Source organism: [Clostridium] symbiosum ATCC 14940, assembly GCF_000466485.1.
In the GTDB taxonomy this organism is placed as follows: domain Bacteria; phylum Bacillota; class Clostridia; order Lachnospirales; family Lachnospiraceae; genus Otoolea; species Otoolea symbiosa.
The window spans coordinates 21,584-44,555 of sequence record NZ_KE992967.1 but is presented as its reverse complement, the minus strand read 5'-3'; the positions used below and the strand labels follow the sequence as shown (position 1 = coordinate 44,555).

Sequence of the window (22,972 nt, the reverse complement as noted above, 5' to 3'; positions counted from 1 at the left end):
GGCGTCCTCACCTGCTTAACTAAATCTCCATTTGGTATCGTGAAAATTTCCCTTGCCGAATATTGGTTTTTAGGGTAGAATAGATGAGAGTAGTTTAAAGGACGTGAATAAGATCATGGGCGATATCAGTAATACACAATTTTTTAAAGCAGTACAGGAAGAGAAGAAGCTGGAAGTAAGCCAGGTTTTAGAGCAGGTTTATGTTGCTCTGACTGAGAAGGGGTACAACCCTATCAATCAGATGGTGGGATATATTATGTCTGGAGATCCAACATATATTACCAGCCACAAGAGCGCCAGAAGCCTGATTATGAAGGTTGAGCGTGATGAGATTCTGGAAGAACTGATGAAAGTTTATGTGGAGACAAAACTGAAATAATCAAGCGGCAGGGGACAACCCCTGGCGGAAGGTTTTGGGCGATACAGGATTTTTTGCAGTGCGGCGCGGGGAAATGTGCGCGGCGCAGACTTTTCAGAATGGACAATAACAGGATTCCGGAGTATACGACAGCGTAAGAATGATAAGAGAGGCAGGACAGTTGGCAATATGCCAGCTTGTTTTGTTATGGGTAAAACAGCTTATGAGAGTACTTGGACTGGATTTTGGTTCCAAGACGACCGGGGTGGCGGTCAGTGATCCGCTGGGCTTTACGGCCCAGGGACTTGAGACAATCACCCGGGAGGATGAGAACAAACTGCGCCGTACCTGTGCGCGGATTGAAGAATTGATTCGGGAATATCAGATTGAAACGATAGTTTTAGGGTATCCTAAGAATATGAATAACACATCAGGAGAGCGTGTGGAGAAGACTCTTGCATTCAAAGAGATGCTGGAGCGCCGCACCGGTCTGTCTGTGATTTTATGGGACGAACGTTTGACTACGACTGCTGCAGAGCAGATTTTAATAGAAAGCGGAGTGCGCCGCGAGAACAGGAAAGCAGTGATTGATAAAGTTGCCGCTTCCCTTATTTTGCAGGTCTATCTGGACTCATTGGCTATCAGCAAGGTAAATACGCAGCCGGAGAAGTAGTGCGGCAGGCGGCCGGGAGTCCGGCGCCTGCGGGCAGGAAAGGAAGAACAGGATGGATACGTTTGACAAAATCATGGAAAATAGTGATGATATGATTACGCTTCAGACAGATGACGGAGAAACTGTCAGCTTTTATGTACTGGAAGAGACTAAGATGAATGGGGAAACCTATCTTTTAGTGAGCGATTCGAAAGAAGAAGACGGCGACTGCTATCTTTTGCGGGATAAATCAAAACCGGAAGACCCGGAAGCATCTTATGAATTTGTGGACGATGACGGTGAGCTTGATTATATGTCCAAAATTTTTGAAGAGCTTATGAGTGATCTGGGAGTTGAAATCGAAAAATAATGAAACGGAAAATAAAGACATACGGAGGTGCAATCTTTGAAACAAGAGAATAAACATAATAAGGTAAAGATCATTCCGCTCGGAGGGCTGGAACAGATCGGTATGAACATGACTGCCTTTGAATATGAAGACAGTATTATTGTCGTGGACTGCGGTCTGGCATTCCCCAGCGACGACATGCTGGGAATCGATCTGGTAATCCCGGACGTGACCTATTTAAAGAATAATATCAGCAAAGTTAAAGGCTTTGTAATCACTCACGGACATGAGGATCACATCGGAGCCCTGCCATACGTCCTGAAGGACATCCCGGCCCCGGTATACGGAACAAAGCTGACAATCGGGCTGATTGACAATAAATTAAAAGAACACAACATGACAAAGACGATCAAGCGCAAGGTGGTAAAACACGGCCAGTCAATTAATCTGGGCTGCTTTAGGATCGAATTTGTAAAGACAAACCACAGTATCGCGGACGCATCTGCCCTGGCTATTTTTACGCCGGCAGGCATTATTCTCCACACGGGAGACTTTAAAATTGACTACACGCCGGTATTCGGTGAGCCGGCCGATCTTCAGCGGTTTGCAGAGCTTGGCAAAAAAGGTGTGCTGGCCCTTATGTGTGACAGTACCAATGCCATCAGGCCTGGATTTACGATGTCTGAACGGACGGTGGGACGGACCTTTGATTCCATTTTTGCCGAGCATAAGAACAACCGGATTCTTGTGGCTACCTTTGCCTCGAATGTGGACCGTGTACAGCAGATTATCAATTCGGCTTACAAATACGGAAGAAAAGTAGTTGTGGAAGGCCGAAGCATGGTCAATGTCATCGGAACGGCCAGTGAACTGGGATATATCAATATTCCGGAAGGAACGCTGATTGATATAGAGCATCTGAAAAATTATAAGAAAGAAGACACGGTATTGATCACGACGGGCAGCCAGGGTGAATCTATGGCGGCATTATCCAGAATGGCGGCAAGTCTTCATAAAAAAGTATCCATTATGCCGGGAGATGTGGTAATATTAAGTTCAACACCGATTCCGGGTAATGAAAAGGCAGTGTCCAAGGTAATCAATGAGCTTTCCATGAAGGGAGCTGAGGTGATTTTCCAGGATACCCATGTATCGGGACATGCCTGCCAGGAAGAAATCAAGCTGATGTATTCCCTGATACGTCCTAAATACGCAATTCCGGTACACGGCGAGTACCGCCACCTGATGGCGCAGAAGGGACTGGCCGAATCCATGGGAATTCCGAAGGAAAATGTAATTATCATGTCTTCGGGCGATGTGGTGGAGATTGGCGATGAGGGCTACAAAATTGCCGATCATGTACAGGCCGGAGGGATACTGGTTGACGGTCTCGGAATTGGCGACGTGGGCAATATTGTCCTGCGTGACCGTCAGAACCTGGCGCAGAACGGTATTATCATCGTTGTGCTTACTCTTGAAAAATACAGCAACCAGCTTATGGCAGGACCGGACATTGTCTCAAGGGGATTTGTCTATGTCAGGGAATCAGAGGATTTGATGGACGAGGCCCAGAAGATTGTAGACGCGGCGGTACAGGACTGCCTGAGGCGCCATGTCAGCGACTGGGGCAAGATTAAGAATATTATCAGGGACAGCTTAAGCGATTTCCTTTGGAAGAAGATGAAGAGAAATCCGATGATTCTGCCGATTATTATGGAAGTGTAGATAAAAGCTGCGTGTTATACAGTGTGAAGCAGTGTCGGCGTTACTATTTGCAGAACCGCGTTTTTTGGCGGCGCTGTGAATAGTAACGTGTTTACACCGCTAATGTACCAGACAGGAGTTACTGCATATGAGCCGGACAACCAGAGAAATCAACAGGATAACGACTACAATAATCAGCATGTCCGTCAGGCTGTTATTCTATGCCCTTGTATTTTTTCTTCTGTATGAGGGAATTACGAGAGGCTACAGTCTGGGACATGAAGTCTTTTCGCCTACGGCCGTAGCTGAGGCGCCGGGAACCGACAAAGAATTCACTATCAGGAATGGTGAATCACTGTCCGAGGTTGCCGAAGAGCTGGAGAAAAGCGGGCTGATTAATAATAAACTGATATTTATTATCCAGGCTAAATTTTTTGATTATGAAGTGTATTCGGGGACCTATACGCTGAATACGTCGATGACATCCAGAGATATGATGAAAGCGATTGATGAGAGCGGTATAGAGCGTAAGAAAGCTGCTGAAAGCAGCGCCGCTGCCAGTACCTCTTCCGGGAGCAGCGGGGAGAGCGGTACGGCCGGCAGCAGCGCTGAGAATATCGGCAGTGACGAAAGCGGTGAAACCACCGGTGAAAACGGTGCATCCCGGGAAGACGGGGCGGCCGATGAAGATGGAGCTTATGTATCATGATAGTAAATGAGAGGATAACCGCATACATCAATTCTTTAGATAGGGGAAACGGCAGTCTCTGCGATGAAGTGGAAGAGGAGGCTGTTTCTTCTTATGTTCCGATTATCAGGAAAGAGACATCGGCTCTGTTAAAGACTCTTGTTGCGATGAAGCGGCCGGAGAGAATACTGGAAGTGGGTACGGCGGTAGGCTATTCCGCTCTTTTAATGAGCCGTGTAATGCCGGAAAACTGTCATATAACGACAATAGAAAAATACGAAAAGCGTATTCCGATAGCAAAAGAAAATTTTATAAGGGCAGGGGAAGAGGAGCGGATCACCTTACTGGAAGGTGATGCAGAAGAAATTCTGGGATCACTTTCCGGCCCTTATGATTTTATATTCATGGATGCGGCCAAGGGACAATATCTCCACTGGCTGCCGGTCATGCTGAGGCTGCTTCCAAAGGGCGGAGTCCTGGTATCGGACAATGTACTGCAGGACGGCGATATTATCGAGTCCCGCTATGCGGTGGAGCGGAGAAACAGGACAATCCATGCAAGGATGAGAGAGTATCTGTATACCCTCACCCATATGGAGGAATTTGAGACATCCATAATCCCCATTGGGGACGGTGTTACAATCAGTGTAAAGAAATGAGGAGCTGAATTATGAGAAAACTGGAGCTTTTAATCCCTGCCGGGAGTCTGGATGTATTGAAGACTGCGGTGATATACGGAGCCGACGCCGTTTACCTGGGCGGAGAGGCGTTTGGGCTGAGGGCGAAGGCAAAGAATTTTACAAACGAGGAAATTAAAGAGGGAATTGCTTTTGCACACGAAAGAGGTGTCAAAGTTTATATAACGGCAAATATTCTGGCTCACAATGACGATCTTCCCGGGGTGGAACAGTATTTTGAAGAGCTTAAGGAGGTAAAGCCGGATGCCCTGATTATATCAGATCCCGGTGTGTTTGCCATTGCAAAGAAAATCCTGCCGGATATGGAACTTCATATCAGTACCCAGGCCAACAATACGAATTACGGGACTTATTTATTCTGGTACGGCCAGGGGGCAAAGCGGGTGGTGACTGCCAGGGAGCTGTCTCTCGCCGAGATTAAGGAAATCAGGGAGAAGATTCCGGAGGACATGGAGATTGAGAGCTTCATCCACGGCGCCATGTGCATTTCCTATTCCGGCCGCTGCCTGCTAAGCAATTATTTTGTGGGCAGGGATGCCAACCAGGGGGCCTGCACCCATCCGTGCCGATGGAAATATTCGGTGGTGGAAGAGACCAGGCCGGGTGAATATATGCCGGTGTATGAGAATGAGCGCGGAACCTATATCTTTAATTCCAAAGACCTGTGCATGATTGAACATATTCCGGAAATGATTGATGCCGGCATAGACAGCTTCAAGATCGAAGGCAGGATGAAGACGGCCCTCTATGTGGCGACTGTAGCACGGACCTACAGAAAAGCAATCGACGACTATCTGAAAAGTCCGGAGCTATACAGAGAGAATATGGAGTGGTATAAATCGGAGATTGGTAAATGTACGTACCGTGAATTTACGACCGGATTCTATTTTCACAAGCCGGATGCCACGACTCAGATTTACGACAGCAATACTTATGTGAAAAACTATACGTATCTCGGTACGGTGGAGGCAGTACGGGAGGACGGCCTGGTACGCATAGAACAGAAGAATAAGTTCTCTGTGGGCGAGACGGTGGAGATTATGAAACCGGACGGCCGGAATCTGGAGAATGAGGTTGCGGCCATCTGCGACGAGGAAGGAAATCCGGTGGAGAGCGCACCCCACCCAAAACAAGTTCTCTATGTGGATTTGGGGGCGGATGCAGAGTGCGGCGATATTATCCGCAGAAGTGAGATGGAGGCGGACTAGATTAAGACACGCTCTACGAAGGAGGAAAACCATGACATGGATTTTGGAAGGTGCTGCAATTTTATGTCTGCTTTATTATGGGGTAATTGCGCTGTATTCAGGCATGTCGACTTCATTTGCCCTGATATGGCCGACAATGGCAATATTTTTCGTACTCCTGGCGGCGGGACTGCACTATTACCACCGGCATCCCCAGTCTGTGCCTCAGTGGCTGGTGGTATCGACTGCCACATTCTGCACAGCATGCCTTGTCATTTTTGTCGCGGTGGAGCTGCTGATTGGATGGAGCGCTGTCACCTCCACGCGCCGGGCGGCGGAATATGTGATAGTGCTGGGAGCCAAAGTGAGGGGAAGCGAACTGAGCAATTCTCTTAAGAAAAGGCTGGACAAGGCGCTTGAATATGCGGAGAATAATCCGAATACCGTACTGGTGCTTTCCGGAGGAAAAGGGGAGGGCGAAGATATCAGCGAAGCTGAGGCCATGTATGATTATCTTCAGTATAACGGCATACCGGAGTCCCAGCTGCTTCTGGAAGAACAGTCCGTCAATACGGTGCAGAACATTGTTTTCAGCAAAAAGGTAATTGATTATCAGGAAAAATATAAGGCGATGGAGGCCAGGGAAAGCCTGCTTGACAGCTACAAAGAAAGATCCGACTCGGTCAAAATTGCGGTTCTGACCAGCAATTACCATGTGTTCCGGGCCAAATCCATAGCCAGGAAACAGGGGATTTACAACATATCGGGCATAGCTGCTCCCGGAGATCCTGTTTTGGCCATACATATGTGGGTTAGAGAGTGTTTTGCTGTACTGAAAGATAAATTTATGGGTAAAATGTAAGAAAGTGAAGAAACTGTTCATCTGAACGGTTAGCAGTGAAAATAAACGTTACTGTTCACAGGTTGTATTCCGCGAGGTGTTTTCGTGCGCATTTTGCACAAAAATCCCGAGTTTCACGGCGCGAAACTGCGTTTTATGCAGTTTCTGTGCATCGCGAAGCGTGTTATTGTTTACAGCATGCCGCTTTTTGGCATGGTGTGAACAGGAACAAATAAACCAATCAGGAAAAGGAAGATGAGAATGACAGTGAAGGAATTAAACGCCTATCAGGTAATAAGTGAAAAATATGTAAAAGAACTGAATTCGGAGGGAATAATCCTGGAGCATAAGAAAACGGGCGCCAGGATTTTCCTGCTTTCTAATGAGGACGAAAATAAGGTGTTTACGATAGGATTCCGGACTCCTCCGTCCGACAGCACGGGAGTTCCCCATATTCTGGAACACAGCGTACTCTGCGGTTCGGAAAAGTTTCCGGTGAAGGACCCGTTTGTAGAGCTGGTAAAAGGCTCCCTCAATACATTTTTAAATGCAATGACATATCCGGATAAGACGGTATATCCGGTGGCAAGCTGCAATGACAAGGATTTCCAGAACCTGATGAACGTCTATATGGATGCCGTACTTCATCCGGGTATTTATAATGAGGAGAAAATCTTCATGCAGGAGGGATGGCACTATGAGCTGGAGTCGGAGGAAAGCCCTCTCGTCTATAACGGAGTAGTCTACAATGAGATGAAGGGAGCGTTTTCCTCGCCGGAGAGCGTGCTGGACCGCTATACGAGAAATGTTCTTTTCCCGGATACCTGCTATTCCAACGAGTCGGGAGGGGCTCCGGATGCGATTCCATCCCTGACCTATGAACAGTTTCTCGATTTCCACCGCAGATATTATCATCCGTCCAACAGCTTTATCTATTTATATGGGGATATGGACATGGCGGAAAAATTAGACTGGCTGGACAGAGAATACTTAAGCCGGTATGACAGACAGCCGGTGGATTCCGCCATCCATATGCAGAAGCCATTCGAGAAGCCTGTTGAGCGTGAGATTTACTATTCCATCACAGAGACGGAGCCGGAAGAGCAGGCGACTTACCTGTCAGTCAATACAGTAGTGGGCGATGACCTGGATCCGATCCATTACATGGCATTTCAGATCCTGGAATATACACTGATAGACGCGCCCGGAGCGCCGCTGAAGGAAGAACTGGTGAAAGCAGGTATCGGCCAGGATATCCTTGGCGGTTATGAAAACGGCATTTTGCAGCCTTACTTCTCCGTCATAGCCAAGGATGCCGACAGGGAACAGCTGGGGGAATTTCTTGCTGTCGTCAAAGGGACTCTCAGAAAGCTGGCGGATCAGGGAATCAACAGGAAGAGTCTCCTTGCCGGGATAAATTATTATGAATTCCGATACAGGGAAGCTGATTTCGGCTCAGCGCCGAAGGGACTGATGTATGGCCTTCAGAGCATGGACAGCTGGCTTTATGACGGTGATCCTCTGATGCATCTGGAGTATGAAAAGACTTTTGAATTCCTTAAAAAAGCGGTGGAAGAGGGCTACTTTGAGAATCTGATTAAGACCTGCCTGCTGGATAACCCCTTTGAGGCAGTGATTACGGTCAGTCCGAAGAGAAACTTAACGGCCATCGAAGATGAAAAGCTGAGGGAAAAGCTGGCTGAATATAAAAAGAGCCTCTCTGATACAGAGATTAAGACGCTGATTGAAAAAACCAGAGAACTTAAGCTGTACCAGGATACCCCGTCCCCGAAGGAGGAGCTTGAGAAAATCCCATTGCTGAAACGGGAAGACATTGAAGAACAGCCGGAAAAGCTCTGCCTGGAAGTAAAAGAGATTGATAATACAACGGTTCTGGCTCATAATATGTTCACATCCGGAATCGGATACCTGAAGGTGCTGTTTGATACAAACCGGGTGCCGGCGGAGGATCTGCCGTATGTCGGCCTTTTGAAATCGGTTCTGGGCTATGTGAATACAAAGGAGCATACCTACAGTGATCTTGCCAGCGAAATCTATTTAAACAGCGGCGGAATCAGCCTGAGCGTGACGTCGTTCCCGAACCTGGAAGAACCGGAAAAGTTTACCGGGGCATTCACGGCCAGCGCCAGAGTTCTTTACGAAAAGCTGGATTTCGGTTTTTCTCTGATCGGAGAGATGCTGGCGGATTCGATTCTTGACGACGAGAAACGTCTAAGTGAGATTGTGGCGGAGATGAAGTCCAGAAGCCAGGCAAAGCTGAATTCTGCGGCACACTCTGCGGCTGTGGCGAGAGCTACCTCTTACTTTTCGGCAACCTCGGCCTTCAATGATATTACGGGCGGAATTGCCTATTATCAGTTCCTGGAGGATCTTGCAAGGAATTTTGAGGACAGAAAAACAGTTCTGATGCAGAAATTAAAAGAGACGGCGGGCCGCCTTTTCACTGCGGATAACATGACGGTAAGCTATACGGCGGATGACGAGGGATTCAGATATCTGGCGCCTGCCATGAAGCTTTTAAAAGAGAAGCTGCCTGAGACAGGCGGTCCGTCATATCCGTTTATTTGGGAAAAGGGGAACCGGAACGAGGGCTTTATGACTTCCTCGCAGGTCAATTATGTGGCCAGGTGCGGAAGCTTTGCAGAGAGCGGCTATGCCTATACAGGAGCGCTGCGGGTTTTGAAACCTATCCTGGGTTACGATTATCTCTGGCTGAATGTCAGGGTTAAAGGAGGCGCTTACGGAGTCATGAACAGCGCCGGCCGTTCCGGTGAAGGTTATTTTGTATCCTACCGGGATCCGAATCTGAAAGAGACGGATCAGGTATTTGAAGGAGTTGCAGATTACCTGGAACAGTTTGACGCGGACGAGAGGGATATGACAAAATATGTAATAGGCACCATCAGCGACATGGATACGCCTCTGCTGCCGCCGTATAAAGGCGCCAAGGCGGTATCGGCCTGGTATTCCGGCATTACGGATGAGATGCTGGCAGAGGAGAGAAGGCAGGTGCTGGCCGCACAGCCGGAGGATATCCGCGCACTTGCGAAGATTATCAGAGCGATTTTGTCTACCGGAAGCTTTTGCGTTGTCGGTAATTCAGAGAAAATCAAGGAAAATAAGGAGCTGTTCGGCAGCATAAAGAATTTGTTTAATTAAGTCTGCACCGCGTTTTTCAGCGGTGCTGTGAATAGTAACATGGAGTTATTGAACCGTTACCCGAAACTATATACAGAAGAGAAACAAAAAACGGTTTGGATGCTGCAGTCCGGCTTATGGCAAAACTGCAGCATTCGCAACCGGAAAATTGAAGGAGTTTGAATGCAGGATAATTTAAAATCAGGATTTGTAACATTAATAGGGCGGCCGAATGTGGGAAAATCCACGCTTATGAACCATCTGATTGGACAGAAAATCGCGATTACGTCCGACAAACCGCAGACTACAAGAAACAGGATTCAGACCGTATATACGGATGAGAGGGGGCAGATTATCTTTCTGGACACTCCCGGTATCCACAAAGCAAAGAATAAGCTTGGGGAATATATGGTCAGCGTTGCCGAGCATACGCTGAAGGAGGTTGACGTCATCCTGTGGCTGGTGGAGCCGTCTACGTTTATCGGAGCGGGAGAACGCCATATAGCGGAGCAGCTTAATAAGGTGAAGACTCCGGTGATGCTTGTAATAAACAAGATTGATACGGTAAAAAAAGACGAGATTCTCACCTTTATCGCGGCTTACAAGGACATCTGCAATTTTGCGGAGATTATACCGGTGTCCGCTCTTAAGGAAATCAATATCGATGATGTAAAAGACTGCATTTTCAAATACCTTCCCGAAGGGCCGCAGTTTTATGATGAGGATACGGTGACGGATCAGCCGATGCGCCAGATTGCGGCCGAGCTTATCAGAGAGAAGGCCCTCAGAATGCTGGACGACGAGATACCTCACGGCATTGCCGTTGTCATTGACCAGATGAAGGAGCGTCCGAACGGACTGATTGACATCGACGCAACCATCGTGTGCGAGCGTGAATCCCATAAGGGAATCATTATCGGAAAGAACGGCGGAAAATTGAAAAAAATCGGAACATCCGCCAGGACGGAGATACAGAATCTGATGGACACCCAGGTGAACTTAAAGCTTTGGGTGAAGGTCAGAAAAGAGTGGCGTGACAGCGATCTCTATATGAAGAATTACGGTTACAATCCGAAAGACATATAGGTTACTGTATATTGAACGTTACTTTTTACACCCCTGCCAAAACGCGGCAATGCTGTGAAAAGTAACTATTGAACTGCATTTCAGCAAAAAAGTCAGGAGGCGGAGGTTTGAGGGAATTAGTTAAAATCACGGGTATGGTGCTTAGCGCATTTCCGGTGGGTGAATACGACAAACGTCTTGTCATCCTGACAAAAGAACGGGGAAAAATCACGGCTTTTGCGAGAGGGGCAAAACGGCCGGGCAGTCTGCTTCGGGCGCCCAGCCGTCCCTTTGCTTTTGGCACATTTTCCCTGGCGGAGGGGCGGGACGCCTATAATCTTTACGGGGCGGAGATAGAAAATTATTTTGAAGACCTGGAAAAGGATATGGAGTGCGCCTGCTATGCCTCTTATTTTGTGGAATTTGCGGACTACTACGAGAGAGAAGGGATCGAGGCGACAGAAATGCTGAAGCTGCTGTATCAGTCGTTTCGGGTCCTTCTGCGGCCCGCGATTCCAAACAGGCTGGTTCAGCGGATTTTTGAGCTGAAGGCAATGTCGCTCAACGGTGAGTATACGGAGCGTCCCGGCCGGGCAGCCAGCGAATCGGCTGTGTACGCCTGGGAATATGTTATTTTCTCCCCTGTGGAAAAACTGTATACCTTTCTGCTCACCGACGAAGTGTTTGAAGAATTCAGGCGGTGTGTCGAGGATAACAAGAAACGCTACATAGACAGGAAATTCCATTCACTGGAGATCCTGGATGCCATCGTATGAATCGCAACGGTTCATGCTGTCTGAACTGTCATTATGAACGGGGGTGAAAATACCCCGCGGGCCGCTGCCCGTGGACAGTACTGAATTATTACTGAATAAATACCTGGCCGCCTATTGAAAATAAAGGAAAAAGAAGGTATACTATAAAAACTTGATGCGAAATGAAAGGGAGGATGAGTGATGAAAAAGTCCGGACTGCTGTTAGCGGCGGCTGCCGTGGCAGGAATGCTGCTGACAGGCTGCGGTGCAAGCCAGAAAAGTACATTCTCTCCGTCCGTAAGCTGTGTATATGTGGCGCAGGATGGTTCTGTTTCCAGTGCTCTGGTGAAAGAATACGAGGGAGATACTGTTAACAGCAAGGATCTCCAGCAGTACCTGGAGGCTGCCGTCATCCGGTTTAATCAGGAGAACGGTGCGCAGGGGATGGCGGAGAATAAGATGGGAGCCGATAAGCTGCCGGCTTCGCTTCAGAGCGTTACGGCGGATAAAGGAGTTATGAAGGCCGTATTTGATTATGCTTCCCTGGAGGATTTGATTAAATTCCGCCAGACGGAGGATAACGAGGATACAAGCAATACGGTTACAGCGCTGGAAGTCAGCAAAGTGGCAGATGCCGATGCGGCCGGATGGCTTGCAGAGGGACAATTTGTCAAGGCGGACGGAAGTCCGGCCTCGGCAGAGGAGATAAAATCAGACGCGGCTGCGTCGGCTGCCCGGATTAGCGGCGGAGGCAATATCATGTTTTCCGGAAAGGTTCTCTATATGACGGAGGGCATAGAAAAGAAGGATGAATACACGGTGACGGTGCCGGAGGGCGAAAATGCCCTTGTTGTGTTCAAATAGATAGGAGGATAAATTTAAAGATGGAAAAGACAATGGAAAAGATTGTAGCTCTTGCCAAATCAAGAGGATTTGTATACCCGGGTTCTGAGATTTACGGCGGACTTGCCAATACATGGGATTACGGTAACCTCGGTGTGGAGCTGAAGAACAATGTAAAGAAAGCCTGGTGGCAGAAATTCGTACAGGAAAGCCCGTATAACGTGGGTGTTGACTGTGCTATACTTATGAACTCCCAGACATGGGTGGCTTCCGGCCATCTGGGCGGTTTTTCCGATCCTCTTATGGACTGCAAGGCATGTAAAGAGCGTTTCCGCGCCGACAAGCTGATTGAGGACTATATGGATGAGAAGGGAATCAAGATTGAAGGTTCCGTAGACGCATGGTCTCAGGAAGAGATGAAGAAATACATCGATGACAACAATATCTGCTGCCCAAGCTGCGGCAAGCATGATTTTACCGATATCCGCCAGTTCAACCTGATGTTCAAGACATTCCAGGGCGTAACGGAGGATGCTAAGAATACCGTATATTTAAGGCCGGAGACAGCTCAGGGTATTTTTGTAAACTTTAAAAATGTCCAGAGAACCTCCAGAAAGAAAGTACCGTTCGGAATCGCGCAGGTGGGCAAGTCCTTCCGTAATGAGATTACACCGGGTAACTTTACCTTCCGTACGAGAGAGTTTGAGCAGATGGAGCTGGAATTCTTCTGTGAGCCGGATACTGATCTCGAGTGGTTCGCTTACTGGAAAGAATACTGCATTAACTGGCTGAAAGCGCTCGGCATCAAGGAAGACGAGATGCGCGCCAGGGATCATGAGCAGGAGGAGCTGAGCTTTTACAGCAAGGCCACAACGGATATCGAGTTCCTCTTCCCATTCGGCTGGGGCGAACTCTGGGGTATCGCAGACAGGACAGACTACGATTTGACCCAGCACCAGAACACATCGGGACAGGATATGACCTACTTCGATGATGAGAAGAAGATTAAATATATCCCATATGTAATTGAGCCGTCACTTGGCGCTGACCGTGTGACGCTGGCATTCCTCTGTGCGGCTTACGACGAAGAGGAGATCGGAGAGGGCGATGTAAGAACCGTTCTTCATTTCCATCCGGCGATCGCTCCTGTTAAGATCGGCGTGCTTCCTCTGTCCAAGAAATTAAATGAGGGCGCAGAGAAGGTGTATAATGAGCTTTGCAAATATTACAACTGTGAATTCGATGACAGAGGCAATATCGGAAAGCGTTACAGAAGACAGGATGAGATCGGTACGCCGTTCTGCATCACCTATGACTTTGATTCCGAGACAGACGGAGCCGTTACGGTAAGAGATCGTGACACAATGGAGCAGGTGAGAGTTCCGATTACAGAGCTTAAGGCATATTTTGAGGACAAATTCAGATTTTAAAATAGTTACTGTTTACATCCCGCCGTTTTTTGGGCGGGATGTGAGCAATAACACACTACTGACATATGACAACACAGGGCCGGGATCATCGATGATTGATTCCGGCCCTGTTTGAATGAAAGACGGTGGCCTGTGCGCAAAGCGCGCCTTTCACCGCTTTGGAGGAAGCTTGATGGCGAAGCGAATCTGCCCGGGATGCAGGAAAATATATCCTCAGGATACAAGCGTATGCCCGCAGTGTAAAAAACGGCTGGCCGATATTGAATATGACTTTGAGCTGGCCCTTTCCATGATAAAGGAACCGGTTCTTCTGACAGGCAGCACGGACACGGAGCTTCAGGCCCTGTATCTGGAAGAGGGCCTGAGGCGGAAAAATATCCCTTTCTATGTGGAGGAAATGAAAACAGCGGTGCCAACCGGAAATTACCGGGAACACACGGTAGATATAATCCCGGTTACAAATTATTACGTGGATAAAAGCAGTCTGGATGAGGCATTGGCCGTCCTGAAAAAAGCGGAGGAGGAGGCTGAGATAGATAATGCACAGCCGGTAATCTATCTCGATATGCCGGAAGAGGATGGGGAAGATGAGGAGGACGATGTCATACCGGATGGAAGCGGCGGAGCATTCCGAAGAGTTTTTTGCGGAATGGAACCGTCAGCCCGGTTTAACGTTCTGATTATAGGACTTGTAGCGGGATTTGCCGTACTGGGCTTATTTTTAGCTCTGATTTCTTTGGGATAAAGACGAATACAGATGAAAAATTTCTTTGCTTGTCTGATTTTCTCTTTTTCATATCCCTTTCTGTGAAATTCAACTAAAATTAGAAGAAAAGCGTGCTTTTCTAGTGGGCTAACACTAAAATCTGATATGCATACCAGCCTGCGGCTGGTCGTTGGCAGACAACACTAAAATTAGCCACAAAGAGAGAGTATATAGCACAGTGGTGTTTTATGAACGAAACTATCAACATCTATATTGCGGTCTTTTAGCGTAATGTGAAATACTGCAATTATTTTAGCGTAACTGCGTGAAAAGTACAAGAGAACAGGAGGCGGTCCGCTCCACAGTGTTTCAATGAAGAAAATTTACAAATTATTTGGAAATAAATGAAGAAAACCCCTTTACTAGAGGCGAGTTTATGTTATAATATTCACGATGGGCGGATTGAGCAGGCGCATATCCAGAGGCCCATTGCAGCGTCATCTTGTATGGGAGCAGCAGTGGACACCTGGATATGCGCCTGTAAGAGCGGGACTTAAGCGTACATTTAAGCGTCTATTGGTCACGGAGGAAACTGTAGCCAATAGGCGTTTGAATGTGCGCTTGCGAGAGCGTAACGCGGACGGACAGGCGAGGGTCTTTTGTCCGCGGGAATTCTCAATCCTTTGCTCATCGCAGCATATCAATGTTAACACATAAACTTTAGGAGGAAGAAAACTTATGGCAAAATGGGTTTATAAGTTCGAAGAAGGCAATGCATCTATGAGAAACCTTCTTGGAGGCAAAGGCTGCAACCTTGCAGAGATGACCATCTTAGGAATGCCGATTCCACAGGGCTTTACTGTAACAACAGAAGCTTGTACAGAGTACTACAACAGTGGAAAACAGATCACACAGGAAATTCAGGATCAGATTTTCGAAGCTATCACATGGTTAGAGGAACTGAACGGCAAGAAGTTCGGCGACACTGAAGATCCGTTATTAGTATCTGTACGTTCCGGCGCCCGCGCATCCATGCCGGGTATGATGGATACCATCCTGAACCTTGGTTTAAACGACGTTGCAGTAGAGGGCTTTGCAAAGAAAACGGGAAATCCAAGATTTGCATATGATTCTTACAGAAGATTTATCCAGATGTATTCCGACGTAGTTATGGAAGTTCCGAAGTCCCATTTCGAGAAAATCATCGATGCGATGAAAGAAGAAAAGGGCGTTCACTTCGATACAGACCTGACTGCCGATGATTTAAAAGAGCTGGCTGAGAAGTTCAAAGCTGTTTACAAAGAGGCTATGAACGGCGAAGAGTTCCCACAGGAGCCGAAGGATCAGTTAATGGGCGCTGTTAAAGCAGTTTTCCGTTCCTGGGACAACCCTCGTGCAATCGTATACCGCCGTATGAACGATATCCCTGGAGACTGGGGTACTGCAGTTAACGTTCAGACCATGGTATTTGGTAACAAGGGCGAGACCAGCGGTACAGGCGTTGCCTTCACACGTAACCCATCCACAGGTGAAAAAGGCATCTACGGTGAGTACCTGATCAATGCACAGGGCGAGGACGTAGTTGCAGGTGTCCGCACACCACAGCCTATCACCCAGTTAGAGAACGATATGCCTGACTGCTACAAGCAGTTCATGGATCTGGCCATGAAGCTGGAGAAACATTTCCGTGACATGCAGGATATGGAGTTCACAATCGAGGAAGGTAAATTATACTTCTTACAGACACGTAACGGCAAGAGAACAGCTCCGGCTGCTCTTCAGATTGCCTGCGATTTAGTAGACGAAGGCATGATCACAGAGGAAGAGGCTGTTGTAAGAATCGAAGCAAAATCTCTTGATCAGTTACTTCACCCGACCTTCAACCCGGCTGCTTTAAAGGCCGGCGAAGTAATCGGTTCCGCTCTTCCGGCATCTCCTGGCGCAGCAGCAGGTAAAGTATACTTCACCGCTGATGAGGCTAAGGCTGCCCACGAGAAGGGTGAGAGAGTTATCCTTGTTCGTCTTGAGACATCTCCGGAAGATATCGAAGGTATGCATGCAGCCGAAGGTATCCTGACAGTGCGCGGCGGTATGACAAGCCATGCAGCCGTAGTTGCACGTGGTATGGGAACATGCTGCGTATCCGGATGCGGTGAGATCAAGATCAACGAAGAAGCTAAGACATTCGAACTTGGCGGACACACATTTGCAGAGGGAGATTACATCTCCTTAGATGGTTCCACAGGTAAGATTTACAAGGGCGACATCGAGACTCAGGAAGCTTCCGTAAGCGGAAACTTCGAGCGTATCATGGTATGGGCTGACAAGTTCAGAACATTAAAGGTTCGTACAAATGCCGACACACCGGAAGATACACTCAATGCCGTTAAACTGGGTGCAGAGGGCATCGGTCTTTGCCGTACAGAGCATATGTTCTTCGAGGCTGACAGAATCATGAAGATCAGAAAGATGATCCTTTCCGATTCAGTGGAAGCAAGAGAAGAGGCTCTGAACGAATTAATCCCGTTCCAGAAGGGCGATTTCAAGGCTATGTACAAAGCTCTGGAAGGCAGGCCAATGACGGTTCGCTACCTGGATCCGCCGCTGCATGAGTTCGTTCCTCATACAGAAGAGGAGCAGGCTGAACTGGCTAAGAACATGGGCCTTACTTTAGCAGAAGTAAAAGCAAAAGTTGACGAATTACACGAGTTCAACCCAATGATGGGCCATCGTGGCTGCCGTCTTGCAGTTACCTATCCGGAAATTGCAAAGATGCAGACAAGAGCCGTTATGGAAGCTGCTATCGAAGTGAAGGAAGAGACAGGAATCGATATTGTTCCTGAGATCATGATTCCGTTAGTTGGCGAGAAGAAAGAGCTTAAGTTCGTTAAGGACGTAGTTGTGGAAGTAGCTGAGCAGGTTAAGAAAGAGAAAGGTTCCGATATGCAGTACCACATCGGTACCATGATCGAAATTCCTCGTGCAGCTCTCACAGCAGATGCCATCGCTGAGGAAGCAGAGTTCTTCTCCTTCGGTACAAACGACTTAACACAGATGACATTCGGCTTCTCCCGTGACGACGCCGGCAAGTTCCTGGATTCCTACTATAAAGCAAAAATTTATGAGTCCGATCCATTCGCAAGACTTGACCAGACAGGCGTTGGCCAGTTAGTAGAGATGGCAGTTAAGAAAGGCCGTCAGACACGTCCGGACCTTAAGTGCGGCATCTGCGGCGAGCACGGCGGAGATCCTTCTTCCGTAGAGTTCTGCCACAAAGTAGGCCTGAACTATGTTTCCTGCTCACCATTCCGTGTGCCGATCGCACGTCTGGCAGCAGCACAGGCAGCATTAAATAATAAATAATTAGCAATAAATAAAGCGAAAGCCCCAGAGTTGCAGCTCTGGGGCTTTCTATATGCTTAGTGTCTCCAACGGTTCCAGGATTCAATATCTCCATAGAACACATTCAAATCAATAAATGTTTCTTCCCCGGCATATCCATTCAGCCGTCCCCGGTTGGTATACTGCCAAAAGCACCAATCTGCCTGAGAATCCGGCTTTGTAACAACATTTCGGATCCATAGGGGATATTCGTCGAAATGGCCTTTCAAATAAGTTTCCCATACATCTTCTGTAGAATAGAGAACGGGAGGTTTATGATAATATTCCTCAAGCCGGTCCAGCATAATCTGCAGCTGCTCCCGCACAGACTCCGGGTCCGGCGGATTACTTTTTTTATCAGCATAATACTCTACATCAACTGCAGGGGGAAGCATTCCAAACCGGTTTCCCACCGTATGAATAAAATGGTCCGCCTGGGTATCACCGCTGCTGTCAAAGCTGAAAAAATGGTAGGCTCCTGCCGCCAGGTCGGTCTTACCGGACTCTTCCCAGTTATATGCAAACCTGGCATCTGTATGGCTGCTCCCCTCTGTAGCTTTTATGTATGCAAACATTATATTTTGCTGTGCCAGTACCGGCCAGTCTACTTCTCCCTGATAGTGGGACAGATCAATGCCGGACACAGGATACTGTTTTTTTGAAGGGTTGTTTAACAGCAGATATCCATTGTAAATGCAAAATCCATATCCAAGAACGCCTATAACGAAAAGCAGCAGGATTCCCGGTATCGCCATGATGGTTATTCGTCTTTTCTTTCCGTTTATGTCGATAATTCGTTCCACACGGCCTCCTCCTGCTGATGTCTGTCACAATGATATTGGTCAAACCGGGAGCAGTACACCAGCCTTAAAAATCATTGAATTCAAATAATTCAAACAATTCTCCTTCAAGTTCAAAAACATCGCGGATCGGAACACGCATCCCGTCTTCCAAGATAAGGAGCTGCCGATAGCCATCAATCCGCTTTATGACACCGGTAACGGAAATATAGGCTCCCCCCTGCTTTTTTTCATCCGGCTGAAAGTAGGTCAGATGGATCACAGGGTGTTCATCCAGTCTGCTGCAAAGAAGTTTAAGCCTTTCATCCAGTATTGTCTTTGCGGTTTCGTCCAGTTCCACCCGTTCCTCGGTCCGGCGGGCCGTTTCCTGAAGCGCCGCATAATGACCGGTCAGGGCTGAGAAGGGGGCGAATTGCGCCGCCCGGTCGGATATGGACATAGGCGGATGGGATTTGGAAACGGGATGAGGGAGGTGAATGATATCCTCATAATCACGGGGAGATTTATTTTTGCCGTCCATGATCGATTCCTTTCAGGAGACCCATTATGCCTGATGGCCTCCGATTTGATTATTGCGCTGTAAGGTCATAGCCCCGTCTTCCAGGTTCATGCCCTTTAAAACTGCATTTTTTCCGTATTTCTTTTTGATGGACAGCATAGCCTGCTGCATCTGTTTTTCTTTTTTCAACGCCTCTTTTTCTTCCTCCTGCTTTTTTTGAAGCGCCGCATAGTCGGTGAACAGGTCTAGCTGTTCGAAGCTTTCTGTCTGTGGAATTGCATTTTCATCAATCACGTGATTGGCGGAAACGGTAATTCTCCGGATCAGAAGATTTTTATTAATAATGCGGTCGTAGAGTTCCAATGCTGCGTCTGTGATTAGTCTGGCCGAGGCGGTATGCCGGTCAAGGTTGGCAGTGCCGTGGGCGTGTTTGGGGATACGCCGTCCGTATTGGTCGGTCGTAATCTCTCCTTTGTATAATTTGCGTATGTCAGGGTTGGTAAGGTTTTCGATATCATATCCGATGGTTAAAACAATCTGATCGGTTACGAGTTCTTTATCGATTAAATCAAGCACCATTAAATCAATCATCTCCCGGACAATCAGCCTGGCCTTTTGAAAATCGTAGGCATATTGCAGCACCTGGCCGGAACAGAGGCTTGAGGAGGCGGGCTTGTAGGATTTGATATCTTTCATGGTGCAGGGTTCCCATCCCCACGCATGGTCAATTAACAGCTCTGCATTAATTCCAAACAAGTGATAGAGCAGTTCTTCATTATGGTATTCATTTGATTTTCCAATTGAGCATCTGGCAATGTCCCCCATTGTATACAGGCCGTGTGCCTCCAGCTTTTTGGCATACCCCCGGCCAATCCGCCAGAAATCAGTCAGCGGGCGGTGGTTCCAGAGAAGTCTCCGGTAGGACATTTCATCCAGCTCGGCAATTCTTACGCCGTTTTTATCAGGAGGAATGTGTTTGGCTACAATGTCCATGGCAATTTTACATAAATATAAATTTGTTCCGATGCCGGCGGTGGCCGTGATTCCCGTATTTTTCAGAACATCGAGGATCATTTTCATGGCCAGCTCCCGGGGGGTAAGCCGGTAGGTATCCAGATAGTTTGTAACATCCATAATAACTTCATCAATGGAATAAACGTGAATGTCTTCCGGAGCCACATAGTTCAGATAAATATTATAAATCTGTGTGCTGTATTTTACATAGAGCGCCATCCTGGGCGCGGCAATGATGTAATCGATGGAAAGCCCGGGAGAAGCCTTCAGTTCATCCGTGTAATAGGAAGAGCCGGTAAATTGATGATTTGGCGCAGAAATACGGCGCCTGGCGTTGGCTTCCCTGATTTTTTGCACTACCTCAAATAATCTGGGCCTGCCGGGTATTCCGTAAGCTTTTAAGGAGGGGGAGACGGCAAGGCAGATCGTTTTTTCCGTTCGGCTTGCATCGGCTACAACCAGGTTTGTTGTCATCGGATCCAGGTTTCGTTCCCTGCATTCGGCAGATGCATAAAAGGATTTTAAATCAATGGCTATATAGATACGGTCTTCTGATGGCAAAACGGATGGCCTCCTTTCCGGTTCCTTATTTTGAAACGTTATTTGAACTTATTGTACCACAAAATGGGGAGGAGAGGAAGACGCCATGAAATCACGCAAATATAAAGGAAAAATACAGCCTTTCTGTTTCCCATGCTGCTGCCTGTCTGTCTCTATCTCCTGGTCAGCCCGGAAAAATCAACAAAAGAAAGCCCGGATCTCACCGGGGCCGTGAGGCCGGTGAAGTCCGGGCTTTTCTGTTTGAAGACGGTGGCCTGTACGCAGAACGTGCAGGCTATCGTTTTATACGCGGCTGACATCGGACGCCGCGGTTAAAATTTTCTTTTTTGCTTTCCGGCATTTACTGTAGCACAGACAGGCGGCCACAATCCAGGAGATTCCCTCGCTGTAAGGGACGGATGGAAAGCCGAGCGGTGCGACAAGAATTGCTGCCAGCGTAAGGCGAACTCCCAGGCCGGTTATGTTGCAGACAGCGGGAGTAATCACGTTGCCGGTGCCCTGTAGGAACCCAATAAACAGATTCAGCATCCCGAATATGGGATAGAACACGGAGAGCATAAACAGGAAATTCTGTCCCAGCCCGGCAACCTCTTCGCTTACTCCGAACAGGAGGATAAATGATTTTCCGCCCAGAATAACGGCTGCTGCTATGGTGACGGAGAGCAGGAGCATCATTTTCACGCTGATGGAATACCCCTCGGATACCCTGTCATACTGTCTGGCGCCCATATTCTGCGCCGTGAAGGTGGAAACAGCCGAGGCCATACTGACGGCAGGCAGCATAGCGAGGGAGTCGAGGCGGTATGCGGAGGTGATGGCTGTGACGGCCTGAACGCCAAGGGTATTCATAATTCCCTGCAGGATAATGCTGCCAAAGGACATAATTCCGGATTGAAGAACGCAGGGAAGTCCGAGCCTCGTCTGTTCCTTCAGCGCCTCTTTTGTAAAGCTGTGACGGCATGGGAATTTCTTTACCACGCGCAGCAGCAGGTATGCAAGGACGTAAATGCAGGAGAAAAGCTGTGACAGTACGGTGGCCAGGGCAGCCCCCATAATTCCCCACTGAAAGACAGCTACGAAAAGAATGTCTACAAAAATATTTGTAAAGGTAGCGATTACGATGGCCTGCATGGAGGTCTTGCTGTTTCCCATGCCGCGCAGGATCGCGCTGCATATATTATAGACCATGACAAACGGTATTCCTGCAAAAATAATGGAGATATAGGTTTTGGTCATAGCAAAGATACTTCCGTCCGTATGCATCATCGTTAAAACCTGTTCAATAATCCCAAGGCTCAGAACAGCCATGAGCAGAGCTGCTGGAACGAGGTAGAAAAACGAGGTCCGTATGGCCTCGCCGATTTTTTCATTATCCCTGCGGCCGGTCAGTTGGGCGATATAGATGGAGACTCCTGTGGTAAAGCCGATAATGACATTCGTAAAAAACATTACGATGCTGGTGGAAACACCAATAGCAGCAACGGCATTTTCACCGATAAAATTGCCGGCTATCATGGAATCGGCTATATTGTATAATTGCTGCAGCAGGCTGCTGGCTACCAGAGGGGCAGCAAACTGGAATAGTATTTTAGTGATATTTCCTTTTGTCATATACGGCTCCTGATATGTAACGGTATTGTCAGCCGGAGGGGCTGATTTGATCTCATCATATCATACGCCCTTGAAAAAGTCACTATTTTTAAAGGTTACTATTTCCTGCTGCCGCAGATTCGGTTTTTTTCGACAAAGCCGCTTTTTCAAGCTCTGCCTGCAGAAAACGCCGGGCGGAGGCAGGTGACGGAAAAGGCCGGCGCTTCAGGCCAAGGATATAGGTAACGGCCTCTTCCCACTCTTCCAAAGAGTAATTGTCAGGAGAGAGCCTGTCCAGGGCATGAAAAATCTTCCTGAAGCTACGCGGGTCATGTAAATCAGACAGATAACTGACACCGGCCTCCGATACCAGTTCATTTAGTAAATTTTCGTTCAAGACTGTGTCTCCTCCCTGCTTTCAGTTTATATGGACTTAAATATCCGCAGACCTCTAAAGTATCAACTCTAAATGATAGGAGGTACGGTATATGGGTTTATTATTGCCGTTTTGTGAGTTACCACATAATGATGATTATGTGGTTAAACTCCCGCAATTCTGGCATGCAGGACAACCCCCGCGACATATTCGAAATGAAAATAAGTATAAAAACCAGACCGGAAAAAAATCTGAGTGTTCCGGTCTGGTTTTCATGCTTTGACAAAAATGAAAGGTATCAATATATTGTAATTTT

Annotated in this window: 21 protein-coding genes; 16 read left to right on the top strand and 5 right to left on the bottom strand. The window is 47.7% G+C overall.

From position 1 onward, the window contains the following. Positions 1–115 precede the first annotated feature (115 nt). From CLOSYM_RS15600 to ppdK, 15 genes are all read left to right on the top strand, one after another. Positions 116–379 (top strand): IreB family regulatory phosphoprotein, encoded by a 264-nt coding sequence (locus CLOSYM_RS15600; RefSeq protein ID WP_003498806.1) that lies wholly within the window; start codon positions 116–118, stop codon positions 377–379. Positions 380–581: 202 nt separating this feature from the next. After that, positions 582–1,031, top strand: coding sequence for a Holliday junction resolvase RuvX (ruvX, locus tag CLOSYM_RS15595; RefSeq protein ID WP_044902566.1), 450 nt, complete (start codon positions 582–584; stop codon positions 1,029–1,031). Between the two features lie 52 nt (positions 1,032–1,083). Continuing rightward, a complete protein-coding gene (locus CLOSYM_RS15590) occupies positions 1,084–1,380 on the top strand; it encodes a DUF1292 domain-containing protein (RefSeq protein WP_003498803.1) in 297 nt (98 codons plus the stop codon). A 36-nt stretch (positions 1,381–1,416) separates the two neighbouring features. Beyond that, positions 1,417–3,084, top strand: coding sequence for a ribonuclease J (locus CLOSYM_RS15585; protein WP_003498800.1), 1,668 nt, complete (start codon positions 1,417–1,419; stop codon positions 3,082–3,084). A 127-nt stretch (positions 3,085–3,211) separates the two neighbouring features. Beyond that, complete coding sequence (locus CLOSYM_RS15580; protein ID WP_021642843.1) at positions 3,212–3,772, top strand: endolytic transglycosylase MltG; 561 nt, start codon at positions 3,212–3,214, stop codon at positions 3,770–3,772. Continuing rightward, positions 3,769–4,410: an O-methyltransferase gene (locus CLOSYM_RS15575; protein WP_003498797.1), complete on the top strand. Its 642-nt coding sequence runs from the start codon at positions 3,769–3,771 to the stop codon at positions 4,408–4,410. The genes CLOSYM_RS15580 and CLOSYM_RS15575 overlap by 4 nt, the downstream gene beginning before the upstream one ends. Before the next feature lie 11 nt (positions 4,411–4,421). Further along, entirely contained in the window at positions 4,422–5,657 is a 1,236-nt protein-coding gene (locus CLOSYM_RS15570; RefSeq protein ID WP_003508129.1) for a peptidase U32 family protein, read from the top strand. 31 nt (positions 5,658–5,688) lie between these two features. Continuing rightward, positions 5,689–6,498 carry a YdcF family protein gene (locus tag CLOSYM_RS15565; RefSeq protein WP_021642842.1) on the top strand — a complete coding sequence of 270 codons (810 nt, stop codon included), beginning with the start codon at positions 5,689–5,691 and terminating at the stop codon, positions 6,496–6,498. Between the two features lie 234 nt (positions 6,499–6,732). Next, positions 6,733–9,657 (top strand): insulinase family protein, encoded by a 2,925-nt coding sequence (locus CLOSYM_RS15560; protein WP_021642841.1) that lies wholly within the window; start codon positions 6,733–6,735, stop codon positions 9,655–9,657. A 162-nt stretch (positions 9,658–9,819) separates the two neighbouring features. Further along, positions 9,820–10,722, top strand: a complete 903-nt coding sequence (era, locus tag CLOSYM_RS15555; protein WP_003498790.1) for a GTPase Era — start codon at positions 9,820–9,822, stop codon at positions 10,720–10,722. A 107-nt stretch (positions 10,723–10,829) separates the two neighbouring features. Continuing rightward, positions 10,830–11,477: a DNA repair protein RecO gene (recO, locus tag CLOSYM_RS15550; RefSeq protein ID WP_044902559.1), complete on the top strand. Its 648-nt coding sequence runs from the start codon at positions 10,830–10,832 to the stop codon at positions 11,475–11,477. Between the two features lie 180 nt (positions 11,478–11,657). After that, on the top strand, positions 11,658–12,320 hold the full coding sequence (locus CLOSYM_RS15545) for a hypothetical protein (protein ID WP_003498785.1): 663 nt from the start codon (positions 11,658–11,660) through the stop codon (positions 12,318–12,320). Between the two features lie 20 nt (positions 12,321–12,340). Then, positions 12,341–13,729: a glycine--tRNA ligase gene (locus CLOSYM_RS15540; protein WP_009296158.1), complete on the top strand. Its 1,389-nt coding sequence runs from the start codon at positions 12,341–12,343 to the stop codon at positions 13,727–13,729. 172 nt (positions 13,730–13,901) lie between these two features. Further along, positions 13,902–14,474 (top strand): hypothetical protein, encoded by a 573-nt coding sequence (locus CLOSYM_RS15535; protein ID WP_100932797.1) that lies wholly within the window; start codon positions 13,902–13,904, stop codon positions 14,472–14,474. A 699-nt stretch (positions 14,475–15,173) separates the two neighbouring features. After that, positions 15,174–17,798 carry a pyruvate, phosphate dikinase gene (gene ppdK / locus CLOSYM_RS15530; RefSeq protein WP_003498777.1) on the top strand — a complete coding sequence of 875 codons (2,625 nt, stop codon included), beginning with the start codon at positions 15,174–15,176 and terminating at the stop codon, positions 17,796–17,798. Positions 17,799–17,854: 56 nt separating this feature from the next. On the opposite strand, the gene CLOSYM_RS15525 is transcribed toward ppdK, so the two are convergent. From CLOSYM_RS15525 to CLOSYM_RS15500, 5 genes are all read right to left on the bottom strand, one after another. Continuing rightward, complete coding sequence (locus CLOSYM_RS15525; protein WP_021642838.1) at positions 17,855–18,619, bottom strand: glycoside hydrolase family 25 protein; 765 nt, start codon at positions 18,617–18,619, stop codon at positions 17,855–17,857. 64 nt (positions 18,620–18,683) lie between these two features. Then, positions 18,684–19,136 carry a YolD-like family protein gene (locus CLOSYM_RS15520; RefSeq protein WP_003508110.1) on the bottom strand — a complete coding sequence of 151 codons (453 nt, stop codon included), beginning with the start codon at positions 19,134–19,136 and terminating at the stop codon, positions 18,684–18,686. 24 nt (positions 19,137–19,160) lie between these two features. Then, positions 19,161–20,690, bottom strand: a complete 1,530-nt coding sequence (locus CLOSYM_RS15515; RefSeq protein WP_009296163.1) for a Y-family DNA polymerase — start codon at positions 20,688–20,690, stop codon at positions 19,161–19,163. Positions 20,691–20,972: 282 nt separating this feature from the next. Next, positions 20,973–22,301, bottom strand: coding sequence for an MATE family efflux transporter (locus CLOSYM_RS15505; protein ID WP_021642835.1), 1,329 nt, complete (start codon positions 22,299–22,301; stop codon positions 20,973–20,975). Positions 22,302–22,389: 88 nt separating this feature from the next. After that, a complete protein-coding gene (locus tag CLOSYM_RS15500) occupies positions 22,390–22,677 on the bottom strand; it encodes a hypothetical protein (protein WP_003508105.1) in 288 nt (95 codons plus the stop codon). A gap of 91 nt (positions 22,678–22,768) precedes the next feature. On the opposite strand from CLOSYM_RS15500, the gene CLOSYM_RS22820 reads away from it, so the two are divergent. Beyond that, positions 22,769–22,939, top strand: coding sequence for a hypothetical protein (locus tag CLOSYM_RS22820; protein WP_154662223.1), 171 nt, complete (start codon positions 22,769–22,771; stop codon positions 22,937–22,939). The last annotated feature ends 33 nt before the right edge of the window (positions 22,940–22,972 follow it).